A 14,334-nucleotide genomic window follows, 5' to 3' on the forward strand; every position below is an offset into this window, starting at 1 on the left:
CCTACGCCTCGGTCACCTGGCCGTTGTCCACCCGCCAGTGCCGATCCGTGTGCACGTTGGCCAGCATCCGTCGGTCGTGGGTGACCAGCAGCAGCGTGCCCGCATAGGACTCGAGGGCCTGCTCGAGCTGCTCGATGGCGGCCAGGTCGAGGTGGTTGGTGGGCTCGTCGAGCACCAGTAGGTTGTTGCCGTGCGCCTGCAGCAGCGCCAGGCCGGCACGGGTGCGCTCGCCGGGGGAGAGGTCCGCGGCCGGACGGTTGACGTGGTCGGCCTTGAGGCCGAATTTTGCGAGCAGGGTGCGCACCTCGGCCGTGGACAGATCGGGCACGAGTTCCTCGAAGCTGGTGGCGAGGGGTCGGGTGCCATCGAGTTGGGCCCGGGCCTGATCGATTTCGCCAATACTGACGCTGGTACCGAGGCTGGCCGTGCCGGCATCCGGAACCTGATGCCCCAGCAGCGCGCGCAGCAGCGTGGACTTGCCGGCCCCGTTCGGCCCGGTGATGCCGATGCGCTCACCCGCGTTGACCTGCAGCGACACCGGGCCGAGGGTGAAATCGCCCTGGTGGAGCACCGCGTTGCTCAGCGTGGACACCACCGAACTCGAGCGGGGCGCGGACCCGATCGCAAAGTCGAGCTGCCACTCCTTGCGCGGCTCGTCGACCTCCTCGAGGCGCGCGATGCGGCTCTCCAGCTGCCGCACCTTCTGCGCCTGCTTCTCGCTGGACTCGGCGGATGCCTTGCGTCGGATCTTGTCGTTGTCGGGCGCCTTCTTCATGGCGTTCCGCACGCCCTGGCTCGACCATTCGCGCTGGGTGCGGGCCCGGCCCACGAGGTCGGCCTTCCTCTCGGCGAACTCGTCGTAGTGTTCGCGCTTGTGCCGGCGGTAGGTCTCGCGCTCCTCCAGGTAGGAGTCGTAGCCGCCGCCGAAGACCCGGTTCGCGCCCTGGGCGAGGTCGAGTTCGAGCACGCGCGTCACGCAGCGGGCCAGAAACTCGCGGTCGTGGCTGACGAGCACGACGCCGCCGCGGAGGCCGGTGACGAAGGACTCCAGGCGTTCCAGGCCGTCGAGGTCGAGGTCGTTGGTGGGCTCGTCGAGCAGCACGATGTCGAAGCGCGACAGTAGAAGGGCGGCCAGTCCGACCCGCGCGGCCTGCCCGCCGGACAGGGACGTCATCAGGGTGTGCTCGGCGAGCTCGGTGCCGAAAGTGAGGCCGAGGCCGGCGAGCACCACGGGCATCCGTTCATCGAGATCGGCGGCGCCGCTGGCCAGCCAGTGCTCGAGGGCGGCCGAGTACGCGTCGGCTGGGTCGAGGCCGTCGGGTCGCGGGCTCGGTGAGGCATCGCCGAGAGCGGATGCCGTGTCGTCCATCTCGAGGGTCGCCTGGGCGCAGCCGGTGCGCCGGGCGATGTAGCCGGCGACGGTCTCACCGGGCAGGCGCTCGTGCTCCTGCGGCAGCCAGCCGACGAAGGCATCGGCCGGGGCGAGTCTGACGGTGCCGGACTGGGGCTCGGCGAGGCCGGCGAGCAGGCTCAGCAGGGTGGACTTGCCCGATCCGTTCACGCCGATGACGCCCACGACGTCGCCAGGCGCGACGGTGAGGTCGAGCGAGTCGAAGAGGGTGCGGTGTGCATACCCGCCGGCCAGGCCCTTGGCCACGAGTGTTGCGCTCATCCATCTATTTTCTCATTGTTGCAACCGCGTCGGGGCGTCAGCCGAGTGCGCCCACGGTGAGGGTGACAGTGTCCCCAGCCCGCGCGAGGGATCCCGAACGGGGCGTCATTGCGTTGACCTTACCGACCTGTTCCGGGTCGGTCATGATCTCGGCAACCGTGACCACGGAGTAGCCGGTGAGCCTGGCCCGAGCGACGCTTTCACTGAGTCCGATGACATCGGGCAGAAGTTTCAGGGTGGCGTCGCTGGTGTAGACGGTGACCGTCGAATCGGGGCTGGCCGTTGTGCCGCCGGCCGGAGCCGAACGGGCCACCGTGCCCGAGGGCAATTCGGAGGCTGTGGCACCGCCGTCCACGACGGTGAATCCGGCAGACTCGAGGGCGGCCTGCGCCTTCGCGAGCGATTGGCCACGCACGTCCGGTACGGCGACCGGCTCACCGTGAACCGTCTTGGCTGATGCTTCGGTGAAGGCTTCCCCCCCCGTATTTGGCGTTGGCGATCGACATGACGTCAGGCCACATCCGATGCCGGGCGGTCGCGGCCTGCCCGCTCTCGAAGTAGATCCGGCGTTGGTTGTCCGACCCGGTGACGCTGACCACGCCCGCGACGGTCGCGACCCGGGAGCTGGCCCCGCTCATCCAGGTGTCCTTGTTTCCGTCGGTGGTTCCGGTCTTGCCGATCATGGGAACGCGCGGGGAGGTGTTTCGATAGGACTGGTTGGCGGTGCCTTCGGTCATGACCCGGTGCATCGCGTATGTCATCCCCGCGGCCACCGCCGACGAAACCGATTGGGTGCAATCGGACTGGGAAATCGGGATCCCGGCGCCGCCCGGGCCGGTGACGCTGTCGATGCCGACGGGGGTGCAGGTCGTGCCGTCGTTGGCGATTCCGGCGAAGGCGGCGGCCATCGTGAGGGGTGCGATCTCGTTCGTGCCGAGCACGGAGGACGGTCCCTGTGCCAGCGGGCCGAGGGTGGCGCGATGCACCCCGAAGGCTTCGGCGGTTTTACGGATGCCGCACAGGTCGAGTTTCTTCGCCATGCCGATGTAACCGGTGTTGATGGAGCCGATCGTCGACTGGAGGGCGCTGTAGTTGCTGCCGGACTCGTTGTCATCGTTCTTCGGGTTGAAGACGTAGCTCGCGTTGCCGTTGCAGCTGTCCTTGAAGACGCCCCAGTCGGATTTGCGCCGGGAGTCGACCCGCTCGTTGAGCGAGTGCCCCTCCGCCAGCCACTCGCCCAGCGTGAACACCTTGTAGGTTGAGCCCGGCTGGAAGCCGCTGGACCCACCCTGGTCGAAATCGGTGTTGTAGTTGATGGCGGTGTAGTTGGCGCCGGTCGATTGCACGGCCGGATCCTGGCTGTAGTCCTTGTTCTGAGCCATTGCGAGCACCCGCCCGGTGCCGACCTCCACACTGGTGACCACTCCGCCGACGTCCCAGCCGGGATAGGTGGAGGGGACGTTCGCGGCCAGAGTGGCCACGGCCGCGTTTTGCAGGTCGAGGTCGAGGGAGGTGTAGACGCTGTAGCCGCCGCGGCGGAAATTGAGCTGACGGCTGTCCTGGTTCTTCCCGAAGGCCGGGTCGTGCAGAAGCTGTTTGGTGACGTAGGCACAGAAGAAGGCGTTGGAGCCGGCCGTCTTGCAGCCGGTGCTGGGCTGCGTAATGATCGGCTCAATGGGAGTGGCGACGGCCGAGTCGTGCTGTTCCTGGCTGATCTTGCCGTGGGTGAGCATCTCGCCGAGAATGTAGTCTCGGCGGCTCTTGTTGGCGGCATAGCCATTCGCCCCTCCGTTCGTGTCGCTGGCCGGGTGGTCGAGCTGGAACTTGCCGGGGTTGTTCACGATCGCGACCAGGCTCGCCGACTCCGGAAGGGTCAGCGTCGCGGCGGTCGTGGCGTAGTAGTAGTTCGCGGCCGCTTCGATGCCGTACACCGTGCCGCCGAAGCCGGTGATATTGAGGTACTGGCGGAGAATGTCGTTCTTGGTGTACTTCTTCTCCAGGCCGATCGCCATTCGCATTTCCTTGAGCTTGCGATCCGGTGTGGTTTCGGTTGCGGCCAGGTAGCAGACGTCCTGATCGGTCTTGTCCTGGAGGACCTCGCACTTCTGAACGAGCACATTCTTGACGTACTGCTGGGTGATCGACGACCCACCCTGGGTGGCGCTGCCGCTGGCCGTTCTCAGCACGGCACGGACGGTGCCCTGAAGGTCGACTCCGCCATGGTCGTAAAAGCGCGGGTCCTCGCCGGCAACGGCGGCGTCCTTGACGAATTGGCTGATCGCATCCCACTCCACCTCGACCCGGTTCTGGTCGTAAAAGGAGGCCAACAGCACGTTGGTGCCGTCGGTCTGAGTGGCGTAGATGTTGCTCTTCTGCGAGAGCTGGTCAATCGCGAGGTAGCTGGGCAGATTCTCAAAAACGTTTATCGCGTTCGTGGCCGCCACGCTCGACAGGGCCAGCACCGGTGTGACCGCGGCCGCGGCGAGGATGCCGGCGAGGGCGCTGGTTGCGACAAAGCCGAGAAGCCCTCCGAGCACCTTGCCAAACGTGCGGTGGTGGGAAGAGATGGTGGTCGTAGAGAAGATGTGATCGCTCCGGGTCGAACTCGTGGCCGTGCAGTCCAGGGCCAGGGGTAGTGCCGTACGGGGGCAGTCAGATGCCCAGGGTGAGAAGATCCGATGCCGAGGTTTCGCCGGCGGCGTCGGCGAAGAGCTGCAATGCGTCGCGTACGGCCTTCTGTTGCTCCGCAGTCAGGGTCGAGAGGATCGCGGCGATGCCCTGCCGGCGACGCTCCGTGACATCGTCGACGAGTTCTCGGCCGGCCGAGGTGAGCGTGATCAGCACTTCGCGGCGGCTCTCGGGGCTTGGCCCCCGTTCAACCCAGCCTCCGGCAACCATGCGGTCAATCGACCGGCTGAAGGTGGACGGGTTGGCCCCCATCCGCTCCGCCAGGGTGCTCATGCGCGTGGGCCCGGCCGCGCTGAGCACGACCAGCACACGGAACTGCGGCAGCGTCACGACGTCCAGGGCCGCCGTGACAGACCGGGCAACCACGCCGAGCAAGGCGCGAGAGGCGGCGAGGGTGGCGTCGGCCGCAGCCGTAGTAAGCGCATCCATGCCGGGCTCCCTTGTTCGGGACAAGTGATAAAGTTTTTATTGCATAAAAGCAATAGTTGCGATTGCGCACGCTAAGTCTACACAGGAAGGAGCCCTGATGGCCCAGCCCGCCCTGAGCCTGAGGATGCTCGCGAGCCGTTGGCCGCGGCCGATCCGGGCTGCCTTCGATCCCGTGCTGACGGGGACCGGGCGGCTTGTCTTCATGGCGGTCGTGGTCGGTGCCGGTGTCGGTCTGGCGGCCGTCGCCTTTCGCTGGCTGGTGGCTGCGTCGACCGTGATCTTCACGGGGACCGCCGACTACGCCGCGACGCAGGGACATCCTGCCCACCCCTGGCTTCCCTGGCTCGGCGGTGCGTTCGTCATCTTCGCGCCGGTCGTCGGCGGTCTTCTCTACGGCCCCCTGGTGAACAGGTTCGCGCCGGAGGCCCGAGGCCACGGTGTGCCGGAGGTCATGTACGCCGTCACGAAGCGCGGCGGGCGGATTCCGGGCAAGGTGGCGATTGTCAAGTCGCTCGCCTCGGCCATAACCATCGGTTCCGGTGGTTCCGTCGGCCGCGAGGGGCCGATTGTGCAGATCGGCTCCGCACTGGGCTCGACCCTCGGGCGAGCGGTGCGGATGCCGGAATCGCAGCTGCGGACTTTGGTCGCCTGCGGTGCTGCCGGTGCGATCGCCGCAACCTTCAACGCTCCCATAGCCGGCGTCTTCTTCGCCCTCGAGCTCCTGCTGCGCGATTTCGCGGCTCGTTCGTTCGGCATCGTTGTGCTGTCCTCGGTCACCGCCTCCATCGTCGGCCGGTCGATCCTGGGCGATCATCCGTTCCTCACCCTGCCGACGTTCACGATCGTCAATTCCGCGCAATTCGCTCTTTTCGCGGTGCTCGGACTCGCGGCCGGTCTCGTTGCGGTCGGGTTCACCAAAACCCTCTACGCCGTGGAAGACGCCTGCGACTGGGCCTGGCGGGGCAAGTCGGAATGGCTGCGGCCGGTGGCCGGCGGGCTCCTCCTCGGCCTCCTGCTCTTCGCCCTGCCGCAACTGTATGGGGTGGGCTACCCGGTGCTGGAAAAGGGTGTCGAGGGCGGCTATGCCCTCGGGTTCGTGGCGCTGCTCCTCGTCGGAAAGATCGTGGCCACGAGCCTCACCATCGGCATCGGCGGTTCCGGCGGCGTTTTCGCACCGTCGCTGTTCATCGGCGCGATGCTCGGTGCCGGGTTCGGCCAGGTCTCCGGGGCGATGTTCCCCGTGTTCGCGGGTCAGACCGGTACCTTTGCCCTGGTCGGGATGGGTGCGGTCTTCGCAGGCGCTGCGCGAGCACCGATCACCGCCGCCATCATCCTGTTCGAATTGACCGGGGAATACTCGATCATCCTGCCTCTGCTGCTGGCCATCGTGATCGCGACCGGAGTCTCGCGTGTCCTCAGTGAGGACACGATTTACACCCTCAAGCTTCGCCGCCGCGGGGTGAGCGTCGACGGCGGCCCCGGCGGCATCCTGCTGCATTCGACGCTTGTGCGGGAGGTCATGACCGAGGCACCCGACGCGGTGAGCTCCCGGCTCACTCCGGCGGAAGGGGCCCGGATGTTGCTCGGGTCAGGCAGGCGCGCCCTGCCGGTACTTCATCGTGGGGGTGAGTTCATCGGAATCGTGACAGTCGCTGCCGTCTCTGACTCACTGGGCAACGACGACGACAGCGCCACGATCACCCTCGGCGCGTTGATCGAGACGCCCGCGGTGGCCAATCCCGACGACACCCTGGACAAGGTTTTGGATGTGGTGCTGGCCGCCAGCGAGAGCGACGGCCTGCCCGTTGTCGACTCAGACGGGCTGCTCCGGGGGTGGCTCACCCTCGACGCCGTGCTTCGTGCGGTGACCATCGGGCACGGGCCGGGTTCGGGGGTCGTTACGAGCCCGCCCCGTGGCACCCGCTGACCGACGGATGCCGACGGATGCCGACGGCGGGCTCAGACGGGTACCGGTTCCGCCTGCCTCCGGGCCCGAGCGGGCGCGAGTGCGCGGGCTCCGGCCGGAGCCAGAGCTCTAGCCGGCACCGGCACCGGAGTCGCGGCGGGAGCGAGGGTGAGGATGCGTTCCAGGAGAAGTGACGTGGCGTTGCGCCGGAGAGACAGCACCACCCGGGCCTCGTGCGGATTCTGCCCGGCAGGCCCCGCAGTGACAGCCCCCGTGGTGGCAGGCTCCGCGGCCGCCGCCTCCACCTTGGCGAAGTGGGTCTGGCCGTGGCGCGGACCGGCGCTCATGTCCACGCGGACGCGCAGGGTGGGTGCGCGCTCGGCCTCGAGAGCGCCGGTCGCGAAGGCCGCGGCGATGGAGTTGTGCAGGGCGAAGCGCCGCGTGCTGAACTGCGTGCCGCACTGCGTCAGGCAGGTGCCGAGCATGGCGGCCAGTGCCTGCTGGGTCAGCCCCGAGGCCGAGGCGAGTGCCCGCCGGTGGGTCTCGTCGAAGGTGTGCGGCGCCGTCGCATCGAGCGGGACCACGGTCACCGGCCAGCTGGCCGCGAAGACGTCCGCGGCGGCCGTGGGGTCGGCGGCGATGTTGCCCTCGGCGAATTTGCCGACGTTGCCGGGCGCGAAGACGGCGCCGCCCATGAGGGTGACGCGACGCACGAGCCGGGGAAGTTCCGGGTCGAGGCAGAGGGCCTCGGCCAGGTTCGTCAGCGGGCCGATCGCGATGACCTCCAGTTCGCCGGGATACTCGTGCGCCAGCCGGATCAGCAACTCCGTGGCGCTTTCGTCGACTGGGTGCCGCCGCGAGCGGGGCAGCAGCACGTCCCCGATCCCGTTGCGGCCGCGCAGGTGGGCGGTTCCGCGCCGGGAGATCCCGCTGACGGGCTCCCAGACGCCGACCGCGACCGGGATATCGTCACGCCGGGCGGTCGCGAGCAGGCTCAGGGTGTTCGCCGCGGCGACGGCCGGGTTGACGCATCCACTCACCGTGCCGATCCCGACCAGACGGATGCCCGGTGTCGCCAGCAGGAACGCAAGCGCCATCGCATCGTCGATCCCGGTGTCGCAGTCGAGGTAGATCGGGCGGGGGTGGGGAGCCGCCGTGTGAGTCATCGTTGACCATCCGTTCTCATCGTGCTGTTTCAGGGGTTCAGAAGTGGTGCGGGTGTTTCTGCGGCGGGGCGCAGAATCAGGGAGGCCAGGAAGGATGCCAGGGTGAGGCCCGCGGAGATCCACAGGGCCGTCTGGAAGCCGGCGACCGTGCCCGCGGCCACGACCGGGGCGACGATGGCGATGCCGATGCCGATGCCGATGCCGAAGCAGGCGCCGTTCAGGCCGGGCAGGGCCCCGCGGGCCTCGGGCGGCGAGTTGAGCACGGAGATGCCGTTGACCGAACTCTGGAACAGGCCGAGGTAGAAGACGCCCATCACGATGAGCAGGCTGAAAACCAGCCAGCGGTCCATCGCGAACACGGCCAGGCCGACCGTGATCAGGGTGATGACGCCGCTGCTCAGCCGCAGCGCGGTGATCCAACCGATCCGCACGGCGATCCAGCCGGAGAAGATCGCCGCGGTGACGCCGACAAACGCGGTCGGGGTGAGGTAGAGCAGCGCCGACATCGAGGCGGAGAGCCCGTAACCCACCTGATTGTTCTGGCTGAGCAAGACCACGGTGAAGTTGAGCGCGGAGAAGACCCCGGCCAGGGTGAGCACCGTGGACAGCAGGAGCGGCCACACCTGGCGGGAACGCAACGCGTGGATGGGAATGAGCGGCCGTCGGGTGCGCCTCTCAACGAGCACGAAGACGACCGCGCTGACGACCGCCCAGACGAGGTAACCCAGCGTGAGCGGGTCGGCCCAGCCTGACGCCGACGCCTGCGAGATCAGGCTCGTGAGCAGCACCAGAAACAGGGACAGGATGCCGGCACCCCACCAGTCCATTGACCCGTCCTGGGTGCGCGGCTCATCCTGCGGAATGAAGAGTGCGACGCAACTGATTGCGACCAGCCCGAGGCCGAGGGTGATCACGAAGAGGAACCGCCAGCCGATGGTGTCGGTCACGTAGCCGCCGAGGAAGCCGTCGACGCCGAACAGGCCGCCGTTGACTGAGGTGATGATGCCGACCGAGATGCCGAACAGGCGGCTGTTCAGGCGCTCCGAGAGTAGGAGGAAGGAGATCGTGAAGGTGGCGTTGGACGCGCCCTGCAGCACCCGGCCGAGCAGCAGCAGCGGGAGGCTCGGTGCGAGGGCGCAGATGACGGTGCCGATCAGCAGCAGCGTCAGTACGATCACGAGGCTGCGCTTGCGGCCGAGGAAATCGCTCCAGCGGGAAAAGACCATGCCGAAAACGGCGCCGGAAAGAAAAAACACCGACTGCACCCGGGCGACATCCTGCATGCTCTCGCCCAACTGGGCGCCGACGGCTGGCAAGGCGGCGGAGAGGAGGGTGGCATTCAGCTGGAACGTCAGGATCGCCAGGACCAGCGTGCCGATCAACACCCCGGGAGCCAGGGGAGCCCGAGGAGCCCGGGGAGCGCGGGCGCGCCCCAGTACGGGAGCGGCTTCGGAGGAAAGCACGAGCATGACAAGCCTCCTTCATTGGAGCAACGACAAGATCGACACGCTCAGTGTACATGCTTGTTATACAAGTGCGTGAGATCACACGCTAGGCTCGACTCACCGACCAGGGGAGAACGAATGGATCGACGCACGGAGGCGGCCCTGGCAGGTCCGCTCGAGACCAATGGAAGTCTGCCGCTGCGGGTGGCGGTGTACTCGCGCATCACCGAAGCGATCCGCAACGGATCCCTGCCGATCGCCTCCCTGCTCCCATCGGAGTCCGAGCTCGGCACGGCGATGGGCGTCAGCCGCACGGTCGTGCGGGAGGCCCTCATACTTCTCGAGGAGGACCGCTTCGTGCGCTCGCGCCGGGGCATCGGGCGCTTCGTCGCCGACCGGCTGCCTCACCTCGGGCTGCAGAAGATCCGTCCGATCGAGGAGCTTCTCAGCGAGACCGGACCGACCGTGCACGTTCGCCGCACCCAGACTGCGCTGCAGTCTGCGTCGCCCGCGTTCACTGCGGACGCCATCGGCATTCGCACCGACGAGGCCTCATGGTTTCTCGAGAGCGTCATCACCCGGGAGGGTGCACCCATCGCCCTGATCCAGGAGCACGTGCCGGGAGACCGCCTGAGCCGGTTCGGCGAGGCGGCGGTGGCGGCCGTGTCCGAGGCAGGCGTCGACGCGAACGCCCAGGGTGACGCGGGAGCTGCGGGACGCAGTGCGCTCGCCGCGCTGATCGCGGTGCTCGGTTCGATCTTCGGGCCCGGCGAAACCGACATCACGCTCGGTGTTCCCGGTGCCACACGCGGCAAGCTGCTCGGGCTGCCGGCCAGCAGCCCGGTGCTCATCCTCACCCAGACTCTCGACCACGACGGGCGCCCGTTCTATCTCTCGAAGGCCCTGATCAACACCGACTTCGTGCAGCTGACGATCAGCCACGCGGTGCAGTCCTGAGCGGGGCCGCTACCGCAGCGCCGAGATAGTCATCGAGATCGCCTTGAAGTTCGCGATCCGCTGTTCGTAGCGGGCCGCGAGCACGATCAGGATGACGCCGCCCACGCCCAGCTACAGCTACCACGGCACCGCGCCGTAGGCCAGCGAGATCCAGGGCCAGAGCTGCGCGACCGCGTGCAGCAGCAGCACGATCGCGCCGATCACGAACGAAGCCTGCAACTTGCGCACGGCCGGCGTGACGTCGAGGTGCAACTAACCGGTCGCCAGCAGGGCGATGGCCAGAGGAATGCTCACGATCTCCACCGTGGCCGGCGCCGCGTACGCGGACCCGGCGACCACGGCGCCGCCGCCGGCCCCGATTGCCACCCAGGCGACCATCCGGCCCAGTCGGCTGTCGTCGTACCAGAACGCCGCCAGGTGCAGCGCGGAGAAAGTCCAGACGAGCAGGATCACCCGGATGACCGCCAGCGGCTCGTAGCCGAGTGCGACCACCTCGGCCGCGAAAACCCCGATGATGGCCAGGACTAACAGGACGTAACCGAGGTGCAGCGCGGGGGCATCCGTCGCTTCGCCGCGGCCGGGGGCGGTACCCTCATCGGTGCGCCGGGTGACGGTGACGAGACCTGTGCCGACGGCCGCCAGGATCAGCGCCGAGGGCAGCAGCCATGCCTCGAGCCGGGTGTCGGGGCCGTTCGGCGCGAGCTCGAGCAGCGGCTGGATGCGGGATGAGGCCGTGAGCACAACCGTGAGCGCGCCGACGCCGAGGGCCGGCCAGGCGAGGGATGCCCAGCGCGGCCGGACCAGGAGGAGCGCCCCGCTGACGGCGAACGCACCGCCGATGGTCAGGGCCAGCACGGGGCGGAGGAGGTCATTCGTGCCGCCGACCACCGCGCCGGGCAGCAGGGCCAGTCCGGCCGCGATCCAGCGAGCCCGCACGGCGACCGGCACGGTGACGAGCTCGAACGGTTCGGTGGCTTGCGTCCCCACGGCGCTCACCAGGGCGAACCCGGCCAGCCCCGCCGCAATCCAGCCGACGGCCAGGGTCACGGGCGCGCGCAACCGCCACGCGGCCAGCACGTGCACGACCCCGACGGCGAGCACGAGAACGGATGCACGCACCGCGGTCACGGTGGCGTCATCGGTCATATCGGCCCCGGTGAAGGCGGCGATCTCGGCCGTCGTCACGGTCGCCAGCGTCAGCACGAGCAGCGTGATGCTCGCGATGGTGCGCGGACGGAGGGTCGCCGGGTCGGTGCGGGCGCCGATCAGGAACGCCCCCGCCGCCGCGGCAGCGAGCGGGAACAACCAGCATTCGAGCCGTGCATCGGGTGCGCCGGGTGAGCCGAGCACGCGCATCAGCTGCACGATGCTGGTGACCAGGAGCCCGAGGCGAGCGCCAGCGGCACGATAGCCACGAGCAGGCCGGCCAGGGTGAGCAGCGCCGCGACCGGGCTTGCCGCTGCAGCCCGAGGGGTGCGGCCGAACCGGCGGATCAGCACGGCCAGGACCAGCAGCATGCCGGCGACCGGGAGCCGAAGAGCCCGTCCGGGGCGATCGCCGTGACGAGGGCGGTCGCGCCGACCAGCAGCAGCACGAGCCAGGCGAACGGGCTCCCGGCGGCGAGGGTCAGGAGCGTGCCGGGAACCAGAATCAGGCCCGCGCCGGCCTCGAGGGCGAGCCGGTCCGTCCGCCCCTGGGCGTTCGCAGCCGTGTCACGTGCCCCCACCGTGTCGAGTACGAGGCCGAGGGCGCAGACGAGTGATGCCGCGGTCGCGACGGCGATGCCGTCGACGGGCGCGGGGGCATCCGTCGTCTGCCGCACGGACCAGATCAGCGCGAGCAGCGTTGGCGCGGCTGCGCCGAGGGCCACGACACGCTCGATCCGTGCGGTGCCGGAATTGCCGTGCAGCCCAGCCAGATTCCGATGGCGCAAGGGTACTGGTCGGCCGTCCTAACGGGTGCGTGCGCGGTCAACCGGGGGAAAACCCTGCCGCGCCGGACTAGAGCCGGTGCTCCGCCAGCCAATCCACGAGCACCCGATTGAAATCCGCCGGCCGTTCGACGCTCGGCAGGTGGGCGGTGTCGCGGAAGGTGAAGCCGGTGACGTCAGGGAGCGTCGACAGGAGGTACTCATATTCGGCGAGATGCGGGGTGATGTCGAATTCACCAACCGAGACGAACGCGGGTACCTCGATGTCGCTGACCTGGTTGAAAGTGGGCGGCTCAAGCGGAATCGGCGTCGGGGACTCTTCCGCATGCACGGCGTTGACTCGGCCCAGCGCGTAGGCCGTGGCCACGAATTCGGGGTCGAGGTCGGCCTCGGTGCGCAGTGGGCCGAACGCCCAGAGCGCCACCTCGAGTCGCGCCAGACGGTGCCAGTCCTGAGCGTCGAACGCGGCATCCAGTTCGTCGAACCGGGAGTCCTCGAGATCGGTCAGTTCAACTTCGGGGAATCCGCTGGGCCCGGCTCCGACGGTCACCAGGCCGTCCACGCGGACGGGGCTCTCCGTAGCCAGGTCGATGGCGGTCCCGCCTCCGCGAGAGCACCCGATCAGCGTGGCCGACGCCACCCCGAGGTGGTCGAGAACCGCGAGGGCGTCCGCACGCGGCGAGAACTCCACGTTCTCGGTGGTCGTCTGGCCGCATCCGCGGCTATCGAAACGGATGACGAAGTGGCCGGCAGCCAGCGCGTCGATCTGCGGGTCCCACATGCGCAGATTGGCGATGCCGGCGTGCAGCAAGAGGAGTGCCGGTGCCGATACGTGGCCGGCTGTCTCGTAGTAGAGCGACGCGCCCGGAACGGTGAGGTGAGGCATGATTCAGCGTAGGCGTGCGGCGGGCGCCGCGGCAAGGGAATTACCGTGAGCGCACGAATCTGTGACCGCTGAATACCGGCGACCCCAACCCGGGTGACGGGTATGCAGGTGGACAGATTGACATCCATCGGGGCAAGAGTCACATTCGATATATCGACGCCGATCGATTAGTTGGTTGTCTGCCGTTCTGGGCCACGACGTGGCCCCCTGAATTGGACCCACGACCTGGGACCAGTGGATCAACCCCATGGCGATCGCCCCAGAGTCGCGCGACGCCCCCACCAATGCCCCGTTCACTGCGCCGGGACTGAGCGGGCAAGTCCGAGGACTCGTGTGTCCGGGTTGCCCCGCGAACTCCTGCTCGCTTCGCGTGGCCGAAAAATACGAGGAACACCATGAACGCGTACATCACGACCACCTCTCCCCGCGACGGTGATTTCGGCATGCCTATGGCCCATCCGGCAGGATGGGCCATAGGCTCTTTCAACCCAGAGTCGTGCTGAGGGTGTTGTCTATTCCAGGATGCCGCAGGCGGCCGGATCCGTTGCTTCTGCCGGCAGGTTCGGGTCGAGTTCGCTTGCACCTCGGCTGAAGTCATACTCGCCGTTGCCGTTGTAGTCGACGCCATGGATCACGACGACGCCTTCGCCCTCGCGGATGGAATCAGCGATCTCTTTCGCCGTTCCTGTTCCGCTGGGGCCGGGGTATCCGGTTCCCCCCACCTTGGTGATGTGGAGATTGTCGCGGCTGTAGTGGTAGCTGCCGCCCTCAGACACCGGGAACCGGGTGACGTCCAGCAAGCTGGCCGGTGAGGTGTCCCCTGTCGTCGTCAGTGAGACGACGACCGGCCCGTAGGCGGGAATCCCTTCCACGGTGTTCAGGCGACCATCACCGTTGCTGTCCAGTGCGATGGTGGGGCACTCTTGCATCGCCTGGTTGCCGTAGTGAATGTGCTGAGCGTGCGGGGCATCTGGCATCAGCCCGAAGGCGTGCACTTCAATGTGCTTGATCTTCTGGTTGCGAACTGTCGCGGTTGCAGTTCCGGATGCCTTGGATCCGTTGAGTTCCGTGAGGTTCGCGGTCAACGTCACCGTTTTGGGGGTGCGTTCGGATTGCGTGGTCTGCGCTTGAGCTGCTCCGGATCCGAGTACGGCTGCGGCGAACAACGCAACAGTCGAAACTCCGAGAATCCCGATGGAATGTCGTTTCACGATTTACTCCTTGGTCAGCGGTCAACGAGGAATTCCCGTTGATC

General features: G+C 67.9%; 14 protein-coding genes. 2 read left to right on the forward strand and 12 right to left on the reverse strand.

The features are described 5' to 3' along the window. Nucleotide 1: 1 nt before the first annotated feature. The 4 genes from E3O62_RS11410 to E3O62_RS11420 form a co-directional block, all read right to left on the reverse strand. Nucleotides 2-1,672, reverse strand: coding sequence for an ABC-F family ATP-binding cassette domain-containing protein (locus E3O62_RS11410; RefSeq protein ID WP_134398573.1), 1,671 nt, complete (start codon nucleotides 1,670-1,672; stop codon nucleotides 2-4). Between the two features lie 37 nt (nucleotides 1,673-1,709). Beyond that, a complete protein-coding gene (locus E3O62_RS17155) occupies nucleotides 1,710-2,087 on the reverse strand; it encodes a PASTA domain-containing protein (protein ID WP_241973451.1) in 378 nt (125 codons plus the stop codon). Nucleotides 2,088-2,106: 19 nt separating this feature from the next. Continuing rightward, nucleotides 2,107-4,209 (reverse strand): transglycosylase domain-containing protein, encoded by a 2,103-nt coding sequence (locus E3O62_RS11415; protein WP_241973452.1) that lies wholly within the window; start codon nucleotides 4,207-4,209, stop codon nucleotides 2,107-2,109. Nucleotides 4,210-4,324: 115 nt separating this feature from the next. Beyond that, nucleotides 4,325-4,789: a MarR family winged helix-turn-helix transcriptional regulator gene (locus E3O62_RS11420; RefSeq protein ID WP_134398574.1), complete on the reverse strand. Its 465-nt coding sequence runs from the start codon at nucleotides 4,787-4,789 to the stop codon at nucleotides 4,325-4,327. A gap of 97 nt (nucleotides 4,790-4,886) precedes the next feature. Between E3O62_RS11420 and E3O62_RS11425 the strand changes: the two genes are divergently transcribed. Further along, a complete protein-coding gene (locus E3O62_RS11425; RefSeq protein ID WP_241973453.1) occupies nucleotides 4,887-6,716 on the forward strand; it encodes a chloride channel protein in 1,830 nt (609 codons plus the stop codon). Between the two features lie 32 nt (nucleotides 6,717-6,748). On the opposite strand, the gene E3O62_RS11430 is transcribed toward E3O62_RS11425, so the two are convergent. Together E3O62_RS11430 and E3O62_RS11435 are read right to left on the reverse strand one after the other, a co-directional pair. Continuing rightward, nucleotides 6,749-7,861: a nucleoside hydrolase gene (locus E3O62_RS11430; protein ID WP_134398575.1), complete on the reverse strand. Its 1,113-nt coding sequence runs from the start codon at nucleotides 7,859-7,861 to the stop codon at nucleotides 6,749-6,751. Between the two features lie 29 nt (nucleotides 7,862-7,890). Beyond that, entirely contained in the window at nucleotides 7,891-9,330 is a 1,440-nt protein-coding gene (locus tag E3O62_RS11435; RefSeq protein WP_134398576.1) for an MFS transporter, read from the reverse strand. 114 nt (nucleotides 9,331-9,444) lie between these two features. Between E3O62_RS11435 and E3O62_RS11440 the strand changes: the two genes are divergently transcribed. Then, nucleotides 9,445-10,263: a GntR family transcriptional regulator gene (locus E3O62_RS11440; protein ID WP_134393652.1), complete on the forward strand. Its 819-nt coding sequence runs from the start codon at nucleotides 9,445-9,447 to the stop codon at nucleotides 10,261-10,263. A gap of 117 nt (nucleotides 10,264-10,380) precedes the next feature. Here E3O62_RS11440 and E3O62_RS17345 read toward each other — a convergent pair whose 3' ends face one another. From E3O62_RS17345 to E3O62_RS11460, 6 genes are all read right to left on the reverse strand, one after another. Next, on the reverse strand, nucleotides 10,381-10,515 hold the full coding sequence (locus E3O62_RS17345) for a hypothetical protein (RefSeq protein ID WP_255573834.1): 135 nt from the start codon (nucleotides 10,513-10,515) through the stop codon (nucleotides 10,381-10,383). After that, entirely contained in the window at nucleotides 10,516-11,628 is a 1,113-nt protein-coding gene (locus E3O62_RS11445; protein WP_134398577.1) for a hypothetical protein, read from the reverse strand. It abuts the gene before it with no gap. Then, entirely contained in the window at nucleotides 11,619-11,780 is a 162-nt protein-coding gene (locus E3O62_RS16600; RefSeq protein WP_166786470.1) for a hypothetical protein, read from the reverse strand. The genes E3O62_RS11445 and E3O62_RS16600 overlap by 10 nt, the downstream gene beginning before the upstream one ends. Beyond that, the gene (locus E3O62_RS11450) at nucleotides 11,756-12,196 is read right to left on the reverse strand and encodes a hypothetical protein (RefSeq protein WP_134398578.1); all 441 of its coding nucleotides are present in this window, start codon (nucleotides 12,194-12,196) and stop codon (nucleotides 11,756-11,758) included. Before E3O62_RS11450 ends, E3O62_RS16600 begins: the two co-directional genes overlap by 25 nt. 67 nt (nucleotides 12,197-12,263) lie before the next feature. Then, on the reverse strand, nucleotides 12,264-13,079 hold the full coding sequence (locus E3O62_RS11455) for an alpha/beta fold hydrolase (RefSeq protein ID WP_134398579.1): 816 nt from the start codon (nucleotides 13,077-13,079) through the stop codon (nucleotides 12,264-12,266). Between the two features lie 512 nt (nucleotides 13,080-13,591). Continuing rightward, the gene (locus tag E3O62_RS11460) at nucleotides 13,592-14,245 is read right to left on the reverse strand and encodes a hypothetical protein (protein ID WP_134398580.1); all 654 of its coding nucleotides are present in this window, start codon (nucleotides 14,243-14,245) and stop codon (nucleotides 13,592-13,594) included. Between the last annotated feature and the right edge of the window lie 89 nt (nucleotides 14,246-14,334).

Origin of the sequence: Cryobacterium sp. TMT2-15-1, from assembly GCF_004402345.1 — a bacterium.
Lineage (GTDB): Bacteria > Actinomycetota > Actinomycetes > Actinomycetales > Microbacteriaceae > Cryobacterium > Cryobacterium sandaracinum.

What these genes read in the sequence shown, in the direction of transcription:
- E3O62_RS11410 (WP_134398573.1), bottom strand. Translation starts at nt 1,672, where the DNA reads ATGAGCGCAACACTCGTGGCCAAGGGCCTGGCCGGCGGGTATGCACAC.
- E3O62_RS11420 (WP_134398574.1), bottom strand. Translation starts at nt 4,789, where the DNA reads ATGGATGCGCTTACTACGGCTGCGGCCGACGCCACCCTCGCCGCCTCT.
- E3O62_RS11425 (WP_241973453.1), top strand. Translation starts at nt 4,887, where the DNA reads ATGGCCCAGCCCGCCCTGAGCCTGAGGATGCTCGCGAGCCGTTGGCCG.
- E3O62_RS11430 (WP_134398575.1), bottom strand. Translation starts at nt 7,861, where the DNA reads ATGACTCACACGGCGGCTCCCCACCCCCGCCCGATCTACCTCGACTGC.
- E3O62_RS11435 (WP_134398576.1), bottom strand. Translation starts at nt 9,330, where the DNA reads ATGCTCGTGCTTTCCTCCGAAGCCGCTCCCGTACTGGGGCGCGCCCGC.
- E3O62_RS11440 (WP_134393652.1), top strand. Translation starts at nt 9,445, where the DNA reads ATGGATCGACGCACGGAGGCGGCCCTGGCAGGTCCGCTCGAGACCAAT.
- E3O62_RS16600 (WP_166786470.1), bottom strand. Translation starts at nt 11,780, where the DNA reads ATGCTGCTGGTCCTGGCCGTGCTGATCCGCCGGTTCGGCCGCACCCCT.
- E3O62_RS11455 (WP_134398579.1), bottom strand. Translation starts at nt 13,079, where the DNA reads ATGCCTCACCTCACCGTTCCGGGCGCGTCGCTCTACTACGAGACAGCC.